General features: G+C 63.2%; 14 protein-coding genes. 4 read left to right on the plus strand and 10 right to left on the minus strand.

Annotation, left to right across the window (positions count from 1 at the left end):
* Positions 1 to 75: 75 nt before the first annotated feature.
* The 3 genes from ACFSNN_RS13465 to ACFSNN_RS13475 form a co-directional block, all read right to left on the minus strand.
* The gene (locus ACFSNN_RS13465) at positions 76 to 474 is read right to left on the minus strand and encodes a hypothetical protein (RefSeq protein WP_134457127.1); all 399 of its coding nucleotides are present in this window, start codon (positions 472 to 474) and stop codon (positions 76 to 78) included.
* 25 nt (positions 475 to 499) lie between these two features.
* Positions 500 to 886, minus strand: a complete 387-nt coding sequence (gene gloA, locus ACFSNN_RS13470) for a lactoylglutathione lyase (protein WP_134457128.1) — start codon at positions 884 to 886, stop codon at positions 500 to 502.
* A gap of 87 nt (positions 887 to 973) precedes the next feature.
* Positions 974 to 2,095, minus strand: coding sequence for a porin (locus ACFSNN_RS13475; protein ID WP_134457129.1), 1,122 nt, complete (start codon positions 2,093 to 2,095; stop codon positions 974 to 976).
* Positions 2,096 to 2,353: 258 nt separating this feature from the next.
* Here ACFSNN_RS13475 and ACFSNN_RS13480 point away from each other — a divergent pair, with 258 nt between their 5' ends.
* Positions 2,354 to 3,289: a DMT family transporter gene (locus ACFSNN_RS13480; protein WP_134457130.1), complete on the plus strand. Its 936-nt coding sequence runs from the start codon at positions 2,354 to 2,356 to the stop codon at positions 3,287 to 3,289.
* Between the two features lie 46 nt (positions 3,290 to 3,335).
* On the opposite strand, the gene rsmA is transcribed toward ACFSNN_RS13480, so the two are convergent.
* From rsmA to ACFSNN_RS13500, 4 genes are all read right to left on the minus strand, one after another.
* Entirely contained in the window at positions 3,336 to 4,166 is an 831-nt protein-coding gene (gene rsmA, locus ACFSNN_RS13485) for a 16S rRNA (adenine(1518)-N(6)/adenine(1519)-N(6))-dimethyltransferase RsmA (RefSeq protein WP_134457131.1), read from the minus strand.
* Positions 4,167 to 4,365: 199 nt separating this feature from the next.
* Complete coding sequence (gene pdxA, locus ACFSNN_RS13490) at positions 4,366 to 5,376, minus strand: 4-hydroxythreonine-4-phosphate dehydrogenase PdxA (RefSeq protein ID WP_134457132.1); 1,011 nt, start codon at positions 5,374 to 5,376, stop codon at positions 4,366 to 4,368.
* A 5-nt stretch (positions 5,377 to 5,381) separates the two neighbouring features.
* Positions 5,382 to 6,743, minus strand: a complete 1,362-nt coding sequence (locus tag ACFSNN_RS13495; RefSeq protein ID WP_134457133.1) for a peptidylprolyl isomerase — start codon at positions 6,741 to 6,743, stop codon at positions 5,382 to 5,384.
* 67 nt (positions 6,744 to 6,810) lie between these two features.
* Complete coding sequence (locus tag ACFSNN_RS13500; protein WP_134457134.1) at positions 6,811 to 9,177, minus strand: LPS-assembly protein LptD; 2,367 nt, start codon at positions 9,175 to 9,177, stop codon at positions 6,811 to 6,813.
* 223 nt (positions 9,178 to 9,400) lie between these two features.
* Between ACFSNN_RS13500 and ACFSNN_RS13505 the strand changes: the two genes are divergently transcribed.
* Together ACFSNN_RS13505 and murU are read left to right on the plus strand one after the other, a co-directional pair.
* Positions 9,401 to 10,492: an aminoglycoside phosphotransferase family protein gene (locus ACFSNN_RS13505; RefSeq protein ID WP_134457135.1), complete on the plus strand. Its 1,092-nt coding sequence runs from the start codon at positions 9,401 to 9,403 to the stop codon at positions 10,490 to 10,492.
* A gap of 3 nt (positions 10,493 to 10,495) precedes the next feature.
* Positions 10,496 to 11,224 (plus strand): N-acetylmuramate alpha-1-phosphate uridylyltransferase MurU, encoded by a 729-nt coding sequence (gene murU / locus ACFSNN_RS13510; RefSeq protein WP_134457136.1) that lies wholly within the window; start codon positions 10,496 to 10,498, stop codon positions 11,222 to 11,224.
* Positions 11,225 to 11,303: 79 nt separating this feature from the next.
* Here murU and ACFSNN_RS13515 read toward each other — a convergent pair whose 3' ends face one another.
* Positions 11,304 to 13,193: an ABCB family ABC transporter ATP-binding protein/permease gene (locus ACFSNN_RS13515; RefSeq protein ID WP_134457137.1), complete on the minus strand. Its 1,890-nt coding sequence runs from the start codon at positions 13,191 to 13,193 to the stop codon at positions 11,304 to 11,306.
* Positions 13,194 to 13,478: 285 nt separating this feature from the next.
* On the opposite strand from ACFSNN_RS13515, the gene ACFSNN_RS13520 reads away from it, so the two are divergent.
* Positions 13,479 to 13,874: an acyl-CoA thioesterase gene (locus tag ACFSNN_RS13520; RefSeq protein WP_116118972.1), complete on the plus strand. Its 396-nt coding sequence runs from the start codon at positions 13,479 to 13,481 to the stop codon at positions 13,872 to 13,874.
* 69 nt (positions 13,875 to 13,943) lie between these two features.
* Here the strand turns inward: ACFSNN_RS13520 and ACFSNN_RS13525 are convergent, their stop codons facing one another.
* A complete protein-coding gene (locus ACFSNN_RS13525) occupies positions 13,944 to 14,279 on the minus strand; it encodes a DUF4148 domain-containing protein (RefSeq protein WP_134457138.1) in 336 nt (111 codons plus the stop codon).
* A gap of 156 nt (positions 14,280 to 14,435) precedes the next feature.
* A complete protein-coding gene (locus ACFSNN_RS13530; protein ID WP_134457139.1) occupies positions 14,436 to 15,362 on the minus strand; it encodes a LysR substrate-binding domain-containing protein in 927 nt (308 codons plus the stop codon).
* Positions 15,363 to 15,438: the final 76 nt, after the last annotated feature.

Here is a 15,438-nt window from a genome sequence, read left to right on the forward strand (position 1 = left end):
TTGTAGTGTCTTGTAGTGCCTTGAAACCGGCGCTTCGATTTCAATCCAAAGCGCCGGTTTGTCACACACGCCCGCTCATTCCGAGCAGAAAGTTTCCTGCAGATGACGCCACGTCACCTTGCCGTGCGCGTCGAGATCCATCACTGCCGTGGAGCGCCGCACGTTCGCGTTGCCGGCGCCGTCGCGCTGATACTCGCGATATTTCACCACTGCCGCTGACGGATACTCGGCGACGATCTCCTTGTCGCGGATCGTGATTTGCGAGCCCGGACGCGCGCCGCGCAGCTTCGAGAAAATCTCGCGCACGCCGGCATGATCCAACGCGATGCCCGATGTCATGACCAGCGTGAATTGCGGTGCGAAGCGCGCCATGATTCGCTGCAGCGCGCCTTCGTCCGCGGAACCGTTGAACAGGGCTTCGATTTCAACGTGGATCTCGTCGAGTTCTTTGAAGTAGGGATTGATGTTATTCATTGTCGACCTCGCCCTGCCGCCAGCCTTATTTCTTCTTCTGGATGAACTCGATCTTGTAGCCGTCCGGGTCCGTGACGAAAGCGATCACGGTCGTGCCGTGTTTCATCGGACCGGCTTCACGCACGACCGTACCGCCTTGTGCCTTGATCTTGTCACAGGCAGCGTAAGCGTCTTCCACTTCGACGGCGAGGTGGCCGAAACCGGTGCCGAGGTCGTACGAAGGCGTGTCCCAGTTGTGGGTGAGTTCGAGCACGGTGCCGTCGCGTTCATCTTCGTAACCGACGAACGCCAGCGTGAATTTGCCGTCCGGATAGTCATCGCGGCGCAGCAGTTTCATGCCGAGCAGGTCGGTATAGAAAGCAATCGAACGATCCAGGTCGCCGACCCGGAGCATGGTGTGAAGCAGGCGCATGATGCACTCCCAGTTGCGTGGTAACGAGACCGTCAATGTACCCGGAATCGCCTGGCGTTGCAGGGAGCGCCACCTTTGAATCAGTACTCAGAACTGATGTCGAATACCCGCCATCAAGCCGATCTGCGAGCCCTTCTGCGCGAGCCCGACGCTGTTGACACCCTGCAGTTGCGCGCCGATCAGGTCGCCGCGATACAGCGAATAATCGCCTTCCAGATAGACGTCCGTGCGCCGCGACAGGTTGTAGTCGGCGACCAGCTGATACTGCCACGCCGAGCCGTCCTGCGCGGCGGTCTTGCCGTCCTGCAACGTGCGCCAGACGTTCGCGGCGAAGTGCCATTTGTTGCTCACCTGCTGCGTGATGCCGCCCATGATCATGCGGCGCCGCGCGAAGTCCGTGTACTTGAGCGCCGCCAGCACGGGCGCGGTGAACGGGCCGTTGGCGAAATTCGAAAAGCCCGCGTCGTTCTGATTGACGATATAGCCGGCGGAAAAACGCGTCAGATTCCACGTGTACGCGCCGCCGAACGTCCATGTCTTCGCGGCCGCGCCGTTGACCGAATCTTTCGACACTTCGTACGCGCCGCCAACGCTCAACGGACCGCCTTCGGGTTTATAAGCCGCGGCCGCGCCGATCTGGCTGCCGTATGAATTGCCCGCATTGCCGCCGAATGCGTAGCCGGCCGCGAACGTGAAGCCGTTATATCTCGCCTGATATTGCACCTGGTTGCTGGTCCAGATGCCGCCCGTCATGGTGATTTCAGGCTGGAAACTGAAGTCGTACGGGATCCACGAATTGCTGCCGTAGCCGGCCACCGTGACACCTTCGATCACGACGTTGTACTGCCGCCCGAGGATGATCTGGCCGTACGAATCCGATCGCACGCCGACCTGTGCTTCATTGAAGAACGGCAGCGTGGGATCGCTCTGGCCGGTGTTGACGTAGATGCGGTTTTCGAGTTTGAAGAAGGTAGACCAGCCGCCGCCGAGATCCTCGACGCCCTTCAGCCCCCAGCGGCTTTGCGTCATGCCGCCCGTGCCGAGTCCGATCGACGAATCGCCGGCCTTGTTGGCGTGAGTCAGGTAGCGCACGCTTTCGTCGACCACGCCGTACAGCGTCACGCTGGATTGCGCCTGCGCCAACTGACACCCCAACGACGCCAATGCCGCGGGCACCGCGACCGCCGCCAACCTGCCTACGTTCTTCATCACTTCTCCTCGTACAGGTTCCGCGTCGCGCGGATGGAGTTCGTCTGCCTGGAATGTCCTGATAAAACCTTAGTGGCAGAACCTTAGCGCGAAACGCGAGCCGTGCGAAATTAGTCTGAGACAGGTGTTGTTAAGTCGGCAAAAACGCTTGCAGCCTTGCTTGCGGCCTAAAAGAAGCACGCGTAGGCAATGGGGTCATCGGCGGGCAGCGTCGGCAGGTTTGCTATCGTACGAGCTATTTCCGACTCGACACCGCCCATGAGCACCCCCGTCCTGCCCACACGCCGCGCCCCGGATAGCTTCGCCATCCTGTTGATGATCGGCCTGTGCGCGATCTGGGGCCTCCAGCAAGTCGCGATCAAAAGCACCAATGCGGCAGTGCCGCCGGTCTTCCAGGCGGGCCTGCGTTCGGCGATTGCGTCGGTATTGGTGTGGGGCTGGGCGCGCTCACGCGGCACGCCGCTCTTTCGCGACGACGGCACCCTGGGCGCCGGCCTGCTCGCGGGCGTGCTGTTCGCGGGCGAGTTCGTGTGCATTTTTCTCGGCCTGACGCTGACCAGCGCATCGCGCATGGCGGTCTTTCTGTACACCGCGCCGTGCTTCACGGCGCTCGGCCTGCACTGGTTCGTCGACGGCGAGCGCATGCGGCGGATTCAGTGGGCGGGTATCGTCGTGGCGTTCGCGGGCATCTCGCTCGCCTTCGCGGACGGCTTCCTGCATGGCCACGCCGCCGGCGGTTCGCAGCTCGCGGGTGTCGCGGGCGACGCGCTCGGGGTGCTGGGCGGCATCGCGTGGGCCGCGACAACCGTGGTGGTGCGCGCCACGCGACTCGCCCAATCGAGCGCCAGCAAGACGCTGTTTTATCAACTGATGGTGTCGGCGGTGGTGCTGCTCGCGCTTGCGCTCGGACTCGGCCAGGCGCACGTGGAAACCGTCACGCCGCTGACCGTGGTGAGCCTCGCGTATCAGGCGGTGATCGTGGCGTTCGTCAGCTATCTGCTGTGGTTCTGGTTGCTGACGCGCTATATCGCTTCGCGCCTGTCGGTGTTCTCGTTTCTCACGCCGCTGTTCGGCGTGACCTTCGGCGTGCTGCTGCTAGGCGAGTCGTTCAGCCTGCGCTTTCTGATGGCCGCGGTGCTGGTGCTGACCGGCATCGCGCTGGTCAACGCGCCGGCAAAACGCGTGGCAGGCTAGAGGATCGCGTTATTCGAGACCGCAGACGCGATACCTCCGCCAAGGCTTAGGCTTTGGCCGCCACGATCTGCGCCACGCGCACATATTCGCTCACCGGCACGTCTTCAGCGCGGCGTTGCAGGTTGAAGCCGAGCGCCTCAAAATCCACCGAATCACGATAGGCAGCCAGCGTGTTGCGCAACATCTTGCGACGCTGCGAGAACGCGGCCGTCACCACTTCACCGAGCACGCGCTCGTCCACCGGCGCCAACTCATGCAGTTCGTACGGGATCATCCGCACGATCGCCGAATCGACTTTCGGCGGGGGGTTGAATGCTTCGGGCGGCACGTCGAGTTGCTTGTCGATCACGTAGCGGTATTGCAACATCACCGAGAGACGGCTGAACGCCTTGGTGCCCGGCTCCGCCACCATCCGCTCGACTACTTCGTTTTGCAACATGAAGTGCTGATCGATCACGCGATGCGCGAACGACGTCAGATGAAACAGCAGCGGGCTCGAAATGTTGTACGGCAGATTGCCGACAATGCGCAGCGACGCTTTCTCGCCGGGCGCGGCCAGCGAACCGAAGTCGAATGCGAGCGCGTCGCCGGCGTGCAGTTCGAGCAGGCCGCCGAATTTGGTCTTCAGACGGCCGATCAGATCGCGGTCCAGTTCGACGGCGTGCAAGGGCGCTTCCGGCGTCGCCAGACGCTCGATCAGCGGTTCGGTGAGCGCGCCGAGACCTGGCCCGATCTCGACCATGCGCTCGCCGCGTTGCGGCCGGATGACATCGACGATCGAATCGATCACGCCCATGTCGACCAGAAAATTCTGACCGAAACGCTTGCGCGCGATATGACCTTGGTGCCGGCCCTGTTGCTGTCTGCTGGTGGACATCGAAGAAACGCTAAGAAAGAGAACTGCTTAAGAAAAGGAACTGGCTGAGCGGGGCGCACTTGCCGAATGCGCTCGACGCGCCGGCCGCATACGCTGCTGCTGCTGCTGCTGCTGCTGCTGCTGCTGCTGCTGCTGCTGCTGCTGCTGCTGCTGCTGCTAGCGGCAGGATACACGCGAGCAGTTGCACGGCAGCGCCGAATCAGCCCGCGCGGCGGTGCTGCGCCATCGACACCGCCGTCTCGATCGCGGCGATCAGGCTGCCCGCGTCGGCGCGGCCGGTGCCGGCCAGATCGAGCGCGGTGCCGTGATCGACCGAAGTGCGGATGATCGGCAAACCGAGCGTGACATTGATGCCTTCGCCGAACGTGGCGTACTTCAACACCGGCAGGCCCTGGTCGTGGAACATGGCCAGCACGCAATCGGCTTCATCCAGATAGCGCGGCTGGAACAGCGTGTCGGCCGGATACGGACCGCGCGCGTCGATGCCTTGAGCGTCCGCGAGCTTCAGCGCCGGTGTGATGACCTCGATTTCCTCGCGGCCCAGATAACCGTTTTCACCCGCGTGCGGGTTCAGCCCCGTCACGAGGATGCGCGGCGCCGGCAAGCCGAAGTGATGCCGCAAATCGTGATCGATGATGCGCAGCGTTTCGACAATGCCTTCGATGGACAACGCGGCGGACACATCCTTGAGCGGCAAATGCGTGGTCGCCAGTGCGACGCGCAACGGGCGCTTGCCGGTGCCGGCCAGCATCATCACCACGCGCGGCGTGTGGGTGCGCTCGGCCAGATATTCGGTGTGGCCGGTGAACGGCACGCCGGCATCGTTGATGGTGCTCTTTTGCAGCGGCGCGGTGACGATCGCGTCGAACGTACCGGCTACCGCGCCGTCGATCGCGCTGTCGAGCAGGTCGAGCACGTAGCGGCCGTTGGCCGCGTTGAGCTTGCCCGCGATTGCAGGCGCTCCGAGCGGCCGGTGCTGCAGGCGCACGCGCTTGCCGTCCGCGACCAGCGCGCTCCAGTCGACGCCCACGGCCCGCGCGCGTTCGGCGAGCAGGTCGGCGTCGCCCAGCACGGTGAACTGCGCGTGCGGCCAATGCGCCGCCGCGCCCGCCAGTGCCTGCGCTGTCAATTCGGGACCGACGCCGGCGGGCTCGCCGGTCGTGATCGCGATCTGCAGCGGTGGGTGGGCGGACTGGGTGGCGCTAGTCATGACAGTTATTGCGTGCTCGACAGAGTGGGCTTCACTTCCACATACGCGGTGTCGCGCAGTTCACGCAGCCAGTCGGCGTAGGCCTGTTCCGCCTTGCGCTGACCGATGGCCTGGCGCGCCAGATCCATCTGCTGCGAGACTGAACCTTCGGATTCGCGGCGGCCCAGCACCTGAATCAGGTGATAGCCGTATTCGCTGCGGACCGGATCGCTGATCTGGCCGTCCTGCAGGTTGTTCATGGCGCGCTCGAATTCCGGCACCGTCTCGCCCGGGCTGATCCAGCCGAGGTCGCCGCCTTGCGACGACGAACCGTCTTGCGAGTAAGTATGCGCGAATTTGGCGAAGTCGCCGCCCGCGGCAATTTCGTTCTTGATTTCGAGCAGTTTCTGACGCGCTTGCGGTTCCGACATGCCGTCGCCGACGCGCAGCAGAATGTGGCGCACGTGCGTTTGCACGAGCTTCGGCGCATCCGAGCTGGTGCCCTGACCCGCACGGCGATCGACCAGACGCACGATTTCGAAACCGTCGTTGGTGCGGATCAGATCCGGATTGACTTCGCCGGGACGCATGGTCGAGACAGCCTTGACGACTTCAGGCGGCAGCTTGGACGGCGCAACGAAACCGATATCGCCGCCTTTCGATGCGTCCGGCGCCTGCGAATTCGACTTCGCCAGCTTGTCGAAATTGGCTCCGCCCTTGGCTTCGGCAAGCAACGCCTGAGCCTTCTGCTGCGCCGCTTCGATGTCCGTCTCCGGCGCGTTCAGCGGCGCCTTCAGGAAAATGTGCTGCAGATGCAGGTCGCTCGTCGCGCCGGCGTTCGGGCCACGCTGACTGGCGATATAGTTCGCGACTTCGGCGTCCGACACCGTGACCTTGCTGTCCACTTCCTTCTCGCGCAGGCGCGAGAGCGTGAGTTCGGTACGCGCGTCGCTGGTGAACGTGCTCCAGGGCACGCCTTGCGCCTCGATGCGCGAGCGGTACACGTCGAGCGAGAGGTTGTTCGCCGCGGCCAGCCGTTCGAGCGTTTTCTGCACGGTCGCGTCGTCGATATTGATGTTGTCTTCTTTGGCCTTCTGCAACTGGATGCGTTCCAGCACCATCTGGTTGAGCACCTGCTGACGCAACTGGTCCAGCGGCGGGACCGGCGCGTTCTGCTGGTTCAGGCGGCGGGTGATCAGACTCATGCGTTCGTCGAGCTCGCGCCGCGTGATGACACCGTTGTTGACCACTGCGGCAATGGTGTCGACCGTCTGGCCGCTACTGCCGCCCAGCGCTTGCGCCTGCACCGGCGCGACCGACAGGAAAGACGCCGCGGCGGCCAGACCGGCCGCAAGCGTTGCCAAGCGAAGCTTTTTCATGATTGCCACAGATACTCCAATGATGTCGGGCGCGCCTGGCCCGTCTTTTCGCACTTTATGAATGATCGGCCGAGCGTCATTCGTAATTGGTGAAACGCGACTCCGGCGGTGGCGGTGGCGGCAACGGCGTATAGCCCGCCACGCTGGCGCGGAATGCGCTCATCAGCCCGTTGTCGACGCTCGACAAGCCCTTGAACGTCAACTGCGCGAGAAACCGCGTGCTCGACTGATTCTGCCCCGAGGTGTTCAGTCCGTTCGCGTAGCGCTGGATCCCCGCGCCGAGCGTCCAGCAATCGGCGTCGTACTGCAGGCCGACCAGACCGTCGACGATCCGATGACCGCCCAGGTCGTAATTGAAACGGCCCACGCCGAACACCCGATGCGTGAGCGGCCATTGCCCCGAGATCAGCACCTGATTGATCGGCTGGTTGTCCAGCGTGGTGTTCGCGCGGGTGTAACGGTACCCGACGTTGATCACCTTGCCGGTGGCCGGGCTGAACCCGAAGCCGATGCTCGTCTTCACCAACTGGTTGTTGTCGGCATTATATTGGAACGCCGTTTCCGAAGCGAAACCGGCGCCGAGCTTGAACGACGCGCCCGCGATCAGGTCCGAATGCGTGGCCTGCGTGCTGGTCTGCGTAGGCTGCAGCGTGACGCGCTGGTCCTGGAAATAGTACTGCTGCGCGATCACGAAACGCGCCCGCTCGTCGCCCGTGGCCGCGTCGATGAAGCGCGTGGTGAGAGCGGCCGTCAGGCGGTTCGCGTCCGCGATCCGGTCATTGCCGACGAAGGTGTTCGGCGTGAAGATTTCCGCGAGGCCGAAGTCGGAGTCGGCGGTGTCGAACAGCGGCGCGGACTCCTGATTGCGATACGGCGTGTACACGTAATACAGACGCGGCTCGAGCGTCTGGATGTAATCCTGCCCGAAGATCCGCACCGAACGGTCGAAGATCAGGCCCGTGTCGAAGGTGAACGTCGGGATCGATTCGGTAAAGTTCTTCGGGGTGCCGAGGGGCACGTCGTCGTGAATATTGCGCAGGTTGTACGACGCGAAGTGCCACTGCACCTTTGGCGTCACGAAGTAACCCGGCCCGACCACCGAATACGCAAGGTACGGATTGAACATGACCCGCTGACCTTCGGTCTGGTCCGCGGTGGTGATGCTGAAGTTCGTGTAATCGGCTTCCGCGCCGTAGTCGAAGCCGCCGACGTTGTACTTCGCGTACTTCACGTTCAACTGCGGCTCGCGGCCGTACGGCGCCGTCGAAGGCGCCAGCGTCTGCCAGTGCTGTTCACGCGCGAGCACCGACCACGGACCGTTGCTGTAGGTCAACCCGGCTTCCTGTTGATACAGGAGCTGGGTGCCGTTCATGAACTGACTGACCGACGACGACAGGTCTTCCGGATACGTGTTGTCCGAAACCTTGTTGTAGTAGATGTAGCCGCCGAACCCGTTGCCGAAGTTCTGGTTGTGCTGGATGTACAGCGCGTAGCGGTTGGTCTTGGTCAGATGATCGTCCGGCAGGAACTCGCCGGTGATCGAGCCGGAATACGTGGGCGACAGATAACGGAACGTGGACTGCAATTGCACGCCGCGCTTGGAGATCACACGCGGCGTGACTGTCAGATCGCGATTCGGCGCGATATTGAAGTAATACGGCACCGACAGTTCGAAGCCGTTCGACGAACTCAGCGAGAACGTGGGCGGCAGAACCCCGCTGCGCCGCTGGCCCGAAAGCGGGAACGACAGCCAGGGCGAGGCGAACACCGGCACGCCCTGGAAAAACAGCACACCGTTATGGGCAACGCCTTCGTCCGCGCCGGTGTCGAAGTCGAACTCGCTGCCCTTGATGTACCACGCCGGATCGTCCGCACACGCGCAGGCCGTGTAAGTGCCCTTCGTGAACACCGAGCGCTCGTTGTCGAGCAGGTCGACGCGCTCCGCGCTCCCCGAGCCGCCCGTCACGTTGAAGTGGTACTTCGGCGCGGTCATGAAACCTTCGCTCGAATCCACGCGCATATGCGCTTCCGGGCCGACGAACGAATTGCCGTTGTTGACCACGTGGACCTTGCCGTACGCGTCGGCCATGTCCGTGTCCTGGTCGTAATGCAGCGCGTCGGCCTTGATCACGACCGTATTGCGGCGCACCTCGGCCGAACCCTTGGCGGCCATGTCCTGGTCGCTGGTGCCGGTGGTCGCGTCGCCGAGCACGAACGTGGCCGGCTTCTGGCCCGTCTGAAGCGGACGGTCTTCGAGCTGCGGGGCGAGTTGCATGCCCCAAGGCGCGTCGATAGGTTGCGGCTGCGCGGCTTCCCCCACCAGCTGGGCGTGCGCAAGCGCGGGCATCAGGCCCGGAACGGCGATCAACGCCGCGACGAGCCGCCTTTTGCGCGGCACACCAGCACAAGAGGGAGTCGTTTGGGAAAGCTGTCTAGGCGGCATGTATCGTTTGGCGAATCGGCTCGTCCGTCAGCATCTGCAGTCACGGTCCACCGCCTGCACACCCCGACCGTGACAGTCGGCTGCACATCAATATTTACAATCTGTTGAACGATGCGGCGGGCGGTAAAGCGGAATACGCGAAAAGCTGGCGTGAGCCGCGTCAAAAAAGTCGTGGGGTATTATATGGCAAGACGTTGCCCCTCTGAATTTGCCGCCGGTTTTCATGACGCTGCCCCCATCCCAAGACTCCACCGATACCCGTCTCGACCTGCTCAAAGCCTGGCTGAAAGGCCACGCGGCGCGCTATGCGCTCGAGCTCGACACACTTGTCCCGGCTTCGTCCGACGCCAGTTTTCGCCGCTATTTCCGGCTCGCCGGTAAGGCGGCGGAAGGCGCAAGCAACGGCACGCTGATCGCCGTCGATGCCCCGCCGCCCGAAAAGTGCCGCGAATTCGTGCAGGTCGCGCAGTTGCTCGCGGCCGCCGACGTGCACGTGCCGCGTGTGCTGGAGGTCGATTTCGAGGCCGGCTTCATGCTCGTCACCGATCTGGGCACGGCGTCGTACCTCGGCGCGTTGACCGAAGCGCAAAACGCCGATGACCCGCGCCGCGCCCGCTCGCTGATGCGCGACGCGCTCGATGCGCTGATCCGCTGGCAACTCACCTCGCGCGAAGACGTGCTGCCGCCGTTCGACGAAGCCTTCCTGCGCCGCGAGATGGAGTTGATGCCGGAGTGGTTCCTCGGCCGGCATCTGGAGCGCGGGACGGACGAACAGGCGGACGAAAAAATCCGTGGCGTGCTCGATCGCACGTTCGCGCTGTTGATCGCGAGCGCCCGCGCGCAGCCGCAAGTGTTCATGCTGCGTGACTTCATGCCGCGCAATCTGATGATCGCCGCCGAACCGAATCCCGTGAACCCCGGCGTGCTGGACTTTCAGGACGCGGTGTACGGTCCGATCACCTACGACGTCGCCTCGCTGTTGCGCGACGCGTTCCTGAGCTGGGGCGAAGAGTTCGAACTGGACTGCTTCGTGTACTACTGGGAACGGGCGAAAAAAGCCGGCTTGCCGGTCGACCCCGATTTCGGCGAGTTCTACCGCCAGATCGAATGGATGGGTTTGCAACGGCACATCAAGGTGCTCGGCCTCTTTTGCCGGATCAACTATCGCGACGGCAAACCGCACTACATGAAGGACCTGCCGCGTTTCATCGGCTATGCGCGCAAAGTTGCCGAGCGCTATGCCCCGCTGCGTCCGTTCGCGAAGCTCCTCGACGATCTCGAAGGCCGCGCGAATGAAGTCGGCTACACCTTCTGACCGATGACGATGTCCCTGAAGAAAGCGATGATTTTCGCCGCCGGACGCGGCGAGCGCATGCGTCCGTTGACCGACACATGCCCTAAGCCTTTGCTCGAAGTGGGCGGCAAGCCGCTAATCGTGTGGCAGATCGAACGGCTTGCGCAAGCGGGCTTTCGCACCATTGTGATCAATCATGCATGGCTCGGCGAGCAGATCGAAGCCGCGCTCGGCGACGGTTCGCGCTGGCAAGTCCAGTTGCGCTATTCGGCCGAGCGCGAAGCGTTGGAGACGGCGGGCGGCATCGTGCAGGCACTGCCGCTGCTCGAAGATGACGGCGCGAGCGAAGTGTTTGTCGCGGTCAGCGGCGACGTGTACGCGGATTTCGATTACGCGACGCTGAATGCGCGCGCTGAAAAACTGCGCGCATTGCCCGAGCCGGGCATGCATCTGGTGATGGTGCCGAACCCGGCGTTTCATCCGAAGGGCGACTTTGGTCTGGTGGACGGCGGCGCGTTATCGCTCGATGCCCAGCCGCGCTTCACGTTTGGCAACATCGGGCTATACGACACCCGCATGTTCCGCGATCTGCCGAGCGGCACGCGACGCGCGCTCACGCCGTACTATCGCGACACGATTGCACGTGGTCTCGCGAGCGGCGAGTTGTACGAGGGCTTGTGGGAGAACGTCGGTACGCCGGCGCAGTTGGGTGAACTGGATCAGCGTTTGCGCGTGTCAGACGGCAGGAGTTAGAAGTTTGGCGTTTGGCGTTTGGCGCTAAAGTTTCGCGCCGCAGTGCGCTGAGACAACGCCAAAAAATCGCCGCGCAAATCTACCGCCCGCCGTCGCCCGAGCCGACCGTTTCCACCGCCTCCGGCGCCTCTGCCGCGCGTTGCTGCTGCAACGCCCACATCTGCGCGAACAGGCCGTTCGCGCGCAGCAGTTCCGCATGCGTGCCGCGCTCGACGATCCGCCCTTTGTCCATCACGATGATCTGCTGCGCGTGCACCACCGTCGAAAGCCTATGCGCGATGATCAACGTCGTGCGCTCACGGGCAATCTGATCGAGCTCATGCTGAATCGCGCGCTCGGAACGTGAATCGAGCGCGGAGGTCGCTTCGTCGAACAACAGGATCGGCGGATTCTTGAGAATGGTCCGCGCGATCGCCACGCGTTGCTTTTCGCCGCCCGACAGCTTCAGTCCGCGTTCGCCGACCGGCGTTTCATAGCCTTTCGGCAAGCCCTCGATGAACTCGTGAATATGCGCCGCGCGCGCCGCCGCGATCACTTCCTCGCGCGTCGCCGAAGGCCGGCCGTAAGCGATGTTGTAGTAGATCGAATCGTTGAACAACACCGTATCCTGCGGCACGATGCCGATCGACGCGCGCAGCGAATCCTGCGTGACGTCACGAATATCCTGGCCGTCGATGGTGATCGCGCCGCCCGTCGCGCGGTCCAGATCGTAGAAGCGGAACATCAGCCGCGCGAGGGTCGATTTGCCGGAACCGCTATGTCCGACCACCGCCGTCGTGGTGCCCGCCGGAATCGTGAAGCTCACGTCGTGCAAAATCTGCCGCGCCGGTTCGTACGCGAAATTCACATGTTCGAAGCGCACCTGCGCGCCGCTCACATGCAATGCGGGCGCGTCCTCGAGATCGGGCACTTCCTGTGACGCGCCGAGCAGCGTGAACATGCGGTCCATATCAGTGAGACTTTGCTTCAACTCGCGATACACCACGCCGAGAAAATTCAGCGGAATATAAAGCTGCAGCATGAAGGTGTTGATCAGCACCAGATCGCCGAGCGTGAGACGCCCGGCCATCACGCCTTGTGTGGCGCGCCACAGAATGAACACGAGCCCGGTGCCGATGATCGCCTGCTGCCCAAAGTTCAGCGCCGACAGCGAGCGCTGCGACTTGATCGCCGCCGTGCGATAGCGCTTGAGGTTTTCGTCGTAACGGCTCGCTTCCCACTCTTCGTTGCCGAAATATTTGACCGTCTCGTAGTTCAGCAGCGAATCGATCGCGCGTGAATTCGCCTTCGAATCGAGATCGTTCATGGTGCGGCGAAAATGCGTGCGCCACTCCGTGACCTTCACGGTGAACACGATATACACGGCCAGCGCGATGAACGTGACCACCGCGTAATACGCCTCGTATTTGACGACGAAAAAGCCGAGCACGAGCCCGACTTCGACGAGTGTTGGCAGAATGCTGTACAGCGAATACGAGATCAGTTGCGTGATGCCGCGCGTGCCGCGCTCGATATCGCGCGACATGCCGCCCGTCTGCCGTTCGAGGTGAAAGCGCAGCGACAGCGCATGCAGATGGCGAAACACTTTCAGCGCGAGTTGCCGCACCGCGCTTTCAGTCACCTTCGAGAACAGAATCTCGCGCAGTTCGGTAAACAGCGACGTGGACAGCCGCACCACCGCATACGCGACCACCAGCAAGCCGATGCCGCCCAACAGCACGATGCCCGGCGAATCGTGCGCGCGGCCGAGGGCGGTAAGATGCTGCACCGAGGCGAGGCCATCGACGATCCGCTTCATCACGATCGGCACGCCGAGATTGGCGACCTTCGCGCCGATCAGGCAGCTCAGCGCGAAGCCGACGCGCCATTTATAGGTGGCGAGATACGGCAGCAGCGAGAGGATCGTCTGCCAGTCGTTGCGCGGCTGGGTGGAGATCGGAGAGGGTTCGGACGAGGGCGTGCGGCGCATGGGGATCGGCTGGGGAGAGTGTGGAAATGCCGGAGTTCGCAGCGGCGCGCCGACCGCGGCGTGCCTGCCCGGCACACTGCTGGTTGTCGCGCGACCTCGCTGGGCGCTTTCCCGTACAATTCCTGATCTTTCTATTGTCGCAGAAGCCGGCTGGCGCCGCTTTTCATGGGTTGGCCCGCCGTAGGTGGCACGTTGGCCGCGCGGTGCGTGCCGTACCGTTGTCGTGAAATCCCCCGCCTGCCGGTCGAGCCGACCGAGCCAACACGTATCTCAAGGGTGCCCCCGATGACCGATATTCTTCAACTTCCGCAAAAGCACTGCGCGCTGCGCGTCGTGCCGCAGCCCTCGGACGCGAACGTCCATGGCGACGTGTTCGGCGGCTGGATCATGGCGCAGGTGGACATTGCCGGCTCGATTCCGGCGAGCCGCCGCGCCAACGGGCGGGTGGCGACCATCGCGGTCAATTCGTTCGTGTTCAAGCAACCGGTGTTCGTCGGCGATCTGCTGAGTTTCTACGCGGACATCGTCAAGACGGGCAATACGTCGGTCACCGTGGCGGTCGAGGTCTACGCGCAGCGCATGAGCCTGACCGAAGATCTGGTGAAGGTTACCGAAGCCACACTGACCTACGTCGCCACCGATAGCGACCGCCGTCCGCGCGCGCTGCCGGTACTGGACTGAGCGCCCTGACTGAGCACAGTGAAAAACGAGGCGACGCGCCGCCTCGTTTTTTTCAACCGTAGTACCGCGTCACTGGCTCGCTGCCTGGCCGATTCCCGCCTTCTTCTGAGCCTTCTGAATGTCGTTCGGATAGTTCGGATCGGTGCTCGACGGCTGATAGCCGTTGGCCTCCAACTTCTTCAACTCGGCGTTTTTCTTCGCCCGCGCCTGCTTGCGCGCGGCCTTGCGCTGAGCTTTGGTGGACGGCGCCGCTTTCGATGCGGCCGACGGAACCGCCGCGTCAGTATCGTTCCCCGCCGGACCGCCACCGCCGCCGCTTTGCGCGAACGCCGGCGCGGCGCAAGCCACGCTCAGTACAACCGATGCCAGCAACACGGACAGTTTCTTTGCAGGTGACCACGTCATTGTTCTCTCCAGTCGGATCAATCAGATTGGCGGATAGTCGACGGCGCAACGCCACGTAAATCGGTGCTTCGTGGTTCCCAGCGCGGTCTGAGATGGGAACCACGAATATAGCCGACCGAAACCCTTGCGCAAACGTTTTATGCGAACGAATACGGGCTAACCCGCACGCAGCGCCGCCAGCGCACCGCTGCTGTGCAGATAGGTGTCGACCTGCCCTTCGATCCACTGCGCGAAATGCGCCTGCGAAGCATTGAGCATGTCGCGTTGCTGCCAGACCAGCCAATAGGGATAACGGTACGGCACGCGGACATCGGTGATCTGCACCAGCTCGCCGCACGCCAGCGCGTACGCAACCAGGCTGCGCCGTTCGAGCGCGACGCCCTGGCCCTGAAGCACGGCGCCGATCACGATATTCGAGTCGTTCGCCGACAACACCACGGCGCCCTCGGCCGGCTCCGCGACCTGCGCCGCCTGACACCAGTCGTGCCACGGCGTATCAGGACTCGAAATGAGCGGACAGGCCAGCACTTCTGCCGCGTTCGAAGGCAAACGGCCATGCGCCAGAGCAAAATGCGGCGCGGCGACCACCACCATCTCGTCGTCGAACAGTTTCTGTTGCGCGACGTCCGGCCAATGCCCCTGCCCCATGCGGATGCCGACGTCGCTCGCGCCCAGGCGGAAATCCTCGACCTGCAAACTCGTCTGCAAGCGAATCCGGTAGTACGGATGCGCCGCGCGAAAGCTGCCGAGACGCGGCACGAGCCAATGCTGCGCGAACGAGGGCAAGGTGGTGATGACCAGTTCTCTTTCGTGCGGGCGCGCCTGCGCGCGGCGCGTCGCATGGGTGATGTCGCGCAACGCCATGCGGATGTCGAGCGCGTAAAGCCGTCCTTCCTCGGTCAGCCTCAGCCCGCGCGCCTCGCGCATGAACAGCGCGACGCCCATCGAATCTTCCAGCACCTTGATCTGCTGGCTCACCGCCGAGTGCGTGACATGCAACTCCCGCGCGGCCTGCGTCACGCCGCCCAAACGGGCGACGGCCTCGAAGCAGCGCAGCGCGGTCAAAGGCGGGATCGGTTTCATGTAAGAAATTCTGACGTAAGTCGTCGTTATTTGTCGCTTTTTTTGCGCTGCGGAGATGCTTAATCTATCGGTTCGA

The organism is Paraburkholderia dipogonis, assembly GCF_042680985.1.
Classification (GTDB): domain Bacteria; phylum Pseudomonadota; class Gammaproteobacteria; order Burkholderiales; family Burkholderiaceae; genus Paraburkholderia; species Paraburkholderia phytofirmans.

Coding starts and splice junctions, on each gene's coding strand:
- ACFSNN_RS13465 (WP_134457127.1), bottom strand. CDS start 474: ATGAATAACATCAATCCCTACTTCAAAGAACTCGACGAGATCCACGTT.
- gloA (WP_134457128.1), bottom strand. CDS start 886: ATGCGCCTGCTTCACACCATGCTCCGGGTCGGCGACCTGGATCGTTCG.
- ACFSNN_RS13475 (WP_134457129.1), bottom strand. CDS start 2,095: ATGAAGAACGTAGGCAGGTTGGCGGCGGTCGCGGTGCCCGCGGCATTG.
- ACFSNN_RS13480 (WP_134457130.1), top strand. CDS start 2,354: ATGAGCACCCCCGTCCTGCCCACACGCCGCGCCCCGGATAGCTTCGCC.
- rsmA (WP_134457131.1), bottom strand. CDS start 4,166: ATGTCCACCAGCAGACAGCAACAGGGCCGGCACCAAGGTCATATCGCG.
- pdxA (WP_134457132.1), bottom strand. CDS start 5,376: ATGACTAGCGCCACCCAGTCCGCCCACCCACCGCTGCAGATCGCGATC.
- ACFSNN_RS13500 (WP_134457134.1), bottom strand. CDS start 9,177: ATGCCGCCTAGACAGCTTTCCCAAACGACTCCCTCTTGTGCTGGTGTG.
- ACFSNN_RS13505 (WP_134457135.1), top strand. CDS start 9,401: ATGACGCTGCCCCCATCCCAAGACTCCACCGATACCCGTCTCGACCTG.
- murU (WP_134457136.1), top strand. CDS start 10,496: ATGACGATGTCCCTGAAGAAAGCGATGATTTTCGCCGCCGGACGCGGC.
- ACFSNN_RS13515 (WP_134457137.1), bottom strand. CDS start 13,193: ATGCGCCGCACGCCCTCGTCCGAACCCTCTCCGATCTCCACCCAGCCG.
- ACFSNN_RS13520 (WP_116118972.1), top strand. CDS start 13,479: ATGACCGATATTCTTCAACTTCCGCAAAAGCACTGCGCGCTGCGCGTC.
- ACFSNN_RS13525 (WP_134457138.1), bottom strand. CDS start 14,279: ATGACGTGGTCACCTGCAAAGAAACTGTCCGTGTTGCTGGCATCGGTT.
- ACFSNN_RS13530 (WP_134457139.1), bottom strand. CDS start 15,362: ATGAAACCGATCCCGCCTTTGACCGCGCTGCGCTGCTTCGAGGCCGTC.